This window comes from Sulfuritalea sp. (genome assembly GCF_031426875.1).
Classification (GTDB): Bacteria; Pseudomonadota; Gammaproteobacteria; order Burkholderiales; family Rhodocyclaceae; genus Sulfuritalea.
Genome location: NZ_JASJPC010000069.1, coordinates 1 through 4,524, shown reverse-complemented (window position 1 = coordinate 4,524; position 4,524 = coordinate 1). Strand labels below are relative to the sequence as shown.

The 4,524-nt window shown below is 64.2% G+C and carries 2 protein-coding genes; both read left to right on the top strand.

Annotation, left to right across the window (positions count from 1 at the left end):
• The first annotated feature begins 104 nt into the window (after positions 1-104).
• Positions 105-1,445 carry an adenylate/guanylate cyclase domain-containing protein gene (locus RMO95_RS22640; protein ID WP_310452961.1) on the top strand — a complete coding sequence of 447 codons (1,341 nt, stop codon included), beginning with the start codon at positions 105-107 and terminating at the stop codon, positions 1,443-1,445.
• A 95-nt stretch (positions 1,446-1,540) separates the two neighbouring features.
• Positions 1,541-4,231, top strand: coding sequence for a GNAT family N-acetyltransferase (locus RMO95_RS22635; protein WP_310452960.1), 2,691 nt, complete (start codon positions 1,541-1,543; stop codon positions 4,229-4,231).
• Positions 4,232-4,524 lie beyond the last annotated feature (293 nt).

The window sequence follows — 4,524 nt, the reverse complement described above, 5'->3', positions numbered from 1 at the left end:
CAGTATCATCAACAACCAATTGAATCTGTTCGCGATTTAGCCGGACAGCAGTGATTTTGAATTTAAATAAAGTCGCAAGCCACTTTACCCTGGCTTGATCCTGGATGTCCGCAAAACCGAGCCCGATTACTGGCACTGCCCAGGACAACAACGATGTCCTGCGCGAACGGCTGAACACGATAACAGCCGCCTACAGCCGCTTCGTGCCGCGCGAGTTCCTCAACCTGCTGGGCATCGAAGACATCCGCAAAGTCGAGGTCGGACAGCAGGTCGAGCGCAAGATGACCGTCCTGTTCGCCGACATCCGCAACTTCACTGCGCTGTCGGAATCGATGAGCCCGCAGGAGAACTTCAACTTTCTCAACTCCTACCTGATCCAGATGGAGCCGGTGATCACGGCCCACGGCGGCTTCATCGACAAGTACGTCGGCGATGCCATCATGGCGCTGTTTCCCGAATCGCCGGATGCCGGCTTGCGCTGCGCGCTGGCAATGCTGCAGAAGCTCGACCAGTACAACGACGGTCGGCAGCGCGCCGGCTATCGCCCGATCAAGATCGGCATCGGCATCAATACCGGCATCGTCATCCTCGGCACCGTGGGCGGCGCCGCGCGCATGGACGGCACGGTGATCGGCGACGCGGTCAACCTCGCGGCGCGCCTGGAACGGCTGACCAAGGAATACCGGGTTTCCATCCTGATCAGCGAAAACACCCTGTACAGCCTCGACCAGCCGGGCCTCTGGTCGATCCGTTTTCTCGACCGCACCCATGTGCGCGGCAAGCAGGGCACGCAATCGGTGTACGAGGTCTTCGACGGCGACCCCGGCCCCCTGCGAGAGGCCAAGAAGGCCAGCCTGAAAAGTTTCGAGCGGGCATTGGCCTACTACCACATCGACGACATTCTCACGGCCCGCGAGCGGCTCAACGCGCATGTCGCCAACGTGCCCGAAGACGACGCGGCCTACGTCTATCTCGAGCGCTGCGAGATTCCCCCCGAGGGCATGGGCGGTTCGCGGGTCGAATTGCCGCCCACCTGGCGCGAGGACTACTGCATCGGTCCGGCGGTGCTGGACGTGGGGCACAAGAACCTGCTCGCCGAAATGAATGCGCTGGCCCGGACGATCAATGCCAGCTCGCTCAACCAGACGCCACCGCTGATGGCGCAGATTCAGTTCAGCGCGACCCGCGATTTCCTGATCGAAGAACAGATGATGAGGGAAGACGGCTATCCCTTTCTCGATCTGCACATGCGCCAGCACCAGCGCTTTTTCGAGTACTTCAACGAGTTGCGGCGCGAAATCGACCTCGGCGAGGACGACCGCGTGTATCTGGGATTTCGCGTCAAACGCTTCCTGACCGGTTGGCTGATCAACCACGTGCTCAGCGCCGATCGCCATTACGGCCACTACCGGCGCAGCATCAACCAGAAGCCAGTGAATTTGTAGGTCCCGCAGGCACGCGCCGGGGGAAGATGCTATGCTTTTGCTGCACCGCACCAACTCCTGAACGACATGCCCAAACGCCGCTGCGGAGCGACGCCATGCACAATGAACGACACTACCTGCACACGCTGTTCGAGCCGGAATCGATAGCCATCGTCGGCGCCTCGGAGACGCCCAACTCGATCGGCGTCACCCTGGTGCGCAACATGCTCGACTCGGGCTACAAGGGCAAGCTGTTCTTCGTCAATCCGAAGCACCCCACCGTATTCGGACAGCAGAGCTATACCGCGGTGGATACCATTCCCCAGCGCCTCGACATCGCCGTGATCTGCACGCCGGCCGCCACCGTGCCGGACATTGTCGATGCCTGCGGCCGCGCCGGGTGCAAGAACGCCATCATCATCGCCGGCGGCTTTGCCGAGGCCGGACCGCGCGGCGCGGCCCTGGAACGCGCCACGCGGGAAAACGCCCGGCGTCACGGCATGCGCCTGCTCGGTCCCAACTGCCTGGGCATCATGCGTCCGGGCAGCCAGATCAACCTGACCTTCGGCCACGGCTTCGCCCATGCCGGCACCATCGGTCTGATTTCGCAATCCGGCGCGCTGTGCACCGCGATTCTCGACTGGGCGCTGCCGAACAAGGTCGGCTTCTCCAACGTGGTTTCGCTCGGCGCCGAAAGCGACGTCGATTTCGGCGAAGTGCTCGACTACATGGTCTCCGACCCGCGCACCGAGAACATCTTTCTGTACATCGAGGGCATCAAGAACGCCCGCCGCTTCATGAGCGCCCTGCGCGCCGCGGCGCGCTGCAAGCCGGTGCTGCTGATCAAGGTGGGCAAGCACCCGGCCGGCGAAAAAGCCGCGCTGTCCCACACCGGCGCCCTGGTCGGCGCCGACGACGTCTTCGACGCGGCGCTGCGCCGCGCCGGCGTAGTGCGCCTGGCCAACGTCGGCCAGATGTACGCGGCCGCCTCGGCGCTGTTCTCGCACTTCCGCCCGCGCGGCAAGCGCCTGGCGATCATCACCAACGGCGGCGGTCCCGGCGTGATGGCCGCCGACCACGCTGCCGATATCGGCATCCCGCTGGCCCAGCTCGATCCCGCCACCTTCACGCGGCTGAACGAGCTGCTGCCCGCCACCTGGTCGAAGTCCAACCCGATCGACATCCTCGGCGATGCCGATCCGACGCGCTACGGCCTGGCGCTGCAGGCCTGCATCGACGACGACCACGTCGACGGCGTGCTGGTCATCCTGACGCCGCAGGCGATGAGCGACCCGACCCAGGCCGCGCGCACGGTGATCGAGATCGCGCGCCAGAGCGACAAGCCGATGGTGACCTGCTGGATGGGCGAGGAACAGGTCGGCGAGGCGCGCAAGCTGTTCAAGGGCGCGGCGATTCCCACTTTCCGCACGCCCGAGCCGGCGGTGGACCTGTTCTCGCACATTTCCAACTATTACCGCAACCGGCAGTTGCTGATGCAGACGCCGCCGTCGATTTCCGAGCAGGCGCCGCCGCGCCTCGAATCGGCCCGTCTGGTGATCGAGACCGCGCTGATGGAAGGGCGCAAGGTGCTCAACGAGATGGAATCGAAGGCCGTGCTGGCGGCATTCAGGATTCCCATTGCGCAGACCGTGGTGGCGCGCTCCGCTTCCGAAGCCATGGTGCTGGCCGAGGAACTCGGGCTGCCGGTGGTGATGAAGGTCGATTCGCCCAATATCGTGCACAAGACCGATTCCGGCGGCGTGCGCCTCAACCTGAGCAGTCTCGCCGCCGTGCGCGATGCCTGGCTGGAAATCATGGACGAGGTCAAGCGCAACCGGCCCGACGCGCAGATCAACGGCATCGCCATCGAGCCGATGATCCAGAAGCCCAATGGGCGCGAACTGGTGGTCGGCATGATGCGCGACAAGATCTTCGGCCCCACCATCGTCTTCGGCCCCGGCGGCACCAGCGTCGAAGCCTACAGCAGCGACCGCGCCGTGGCCCTGCCGCCGCTCAACTCGGTGCTGGTGGCCGACATGCTGGCCTCGACCCGCACCACCGCAAGGCTCGGCGAATTCCGCAACATGCCGCCGGTCAATATGGACGCGATCGAATCGGTGCTGCTGCGCGTCTCATCCATGGTCTGCGAACTGCCGTGGATCAGCGAAATGGACATCAACCCGCTGATCGTCGACGAGCACGGCGCGGTGGCGGTGGACGCGCGGATCACCATCGAGAACACGCCGATCACCGCCGGCCGCTATGACCACATGGCGATCCATCCCTATCCGTCGCAGTTGAAGTCCAGCTTCCAGGCCAAGGACGGCACCCAGGTCACGATCCGTCCGATCAAGCCCGAAGACGTGCGCATGGAACAGGAGTTCGTCAAGGCCCTGTCGCCCGAGGCGCGCTACATGCGCTTCATGAACACCATCCGCGAAGTCTCGCCGGCGCAACTGGTCAGGCTGACGCAGATCGACTACGACCGCGAAATGGCTTTCGTCGCCATCATCGACGCCGATGGCGCCGACAAGGAAATCGGCGTGGTCCGCTATGCCACCAACCCGGACGGCGAATCCTGCGAGTTCGCCATCGTGGTCGCCGACGACTGGCAGGGCAAGGGGCTGGCCCGCCGCCTGATGGGCATCCTGATCGACACGGCGCGCAGCAACGGCCTGCGCTACATGCACGGCGACTTTCTCGCCGAGAACTCGCGCATGCTGGCCTTCGTCTCCAGCCTGGGCTTTGTCCTCTCGACGCATCCGGAAGACTCCGGCCTCAAGCGCGGCGTGCTGGTGCTGAATTAGGGCTCTGCGCCGCCAAGAGTTGGCGCTGGCGGCACGGCGAGCGCCGCCGGGAGCACCGTGCTCGAATTCAATTCGCGGCAACATGCAAAGCCAGACCGCAGATATTCCATAGCGGTAGCCAGGCTCTGCGCTGCTATTTCGCTCCCACGGTGAGGATAGCCTCCGCCGGCGCACAATCCGTATCCCTTGATACGCGCCGCCCAGGCCGTGCGGGAAAGGGGCCAGGCTGCGGGAAAGGGGCCAGGCTCCAATGGCACTACTTTAAGCCATTTGGGTACGAATGTACTGCTGCC

Excerpts from the sequence above, each read along its gene's own strand:
- RMO95_RS22640 (WP_310452961.1), top strand. The coding sequence starts at position 105 with ATGTCCGCAAAACCGAGCCCGATTACTGGCACTGCCCAGGACAACAAC.
- RMO95_RS22635 (WP_310452960.1), top strand. The coding sequence starts at position 1,541 with ATGCACAATGAACGACACTACCTGCACACGCTGTTCGAGCCGGAATCG.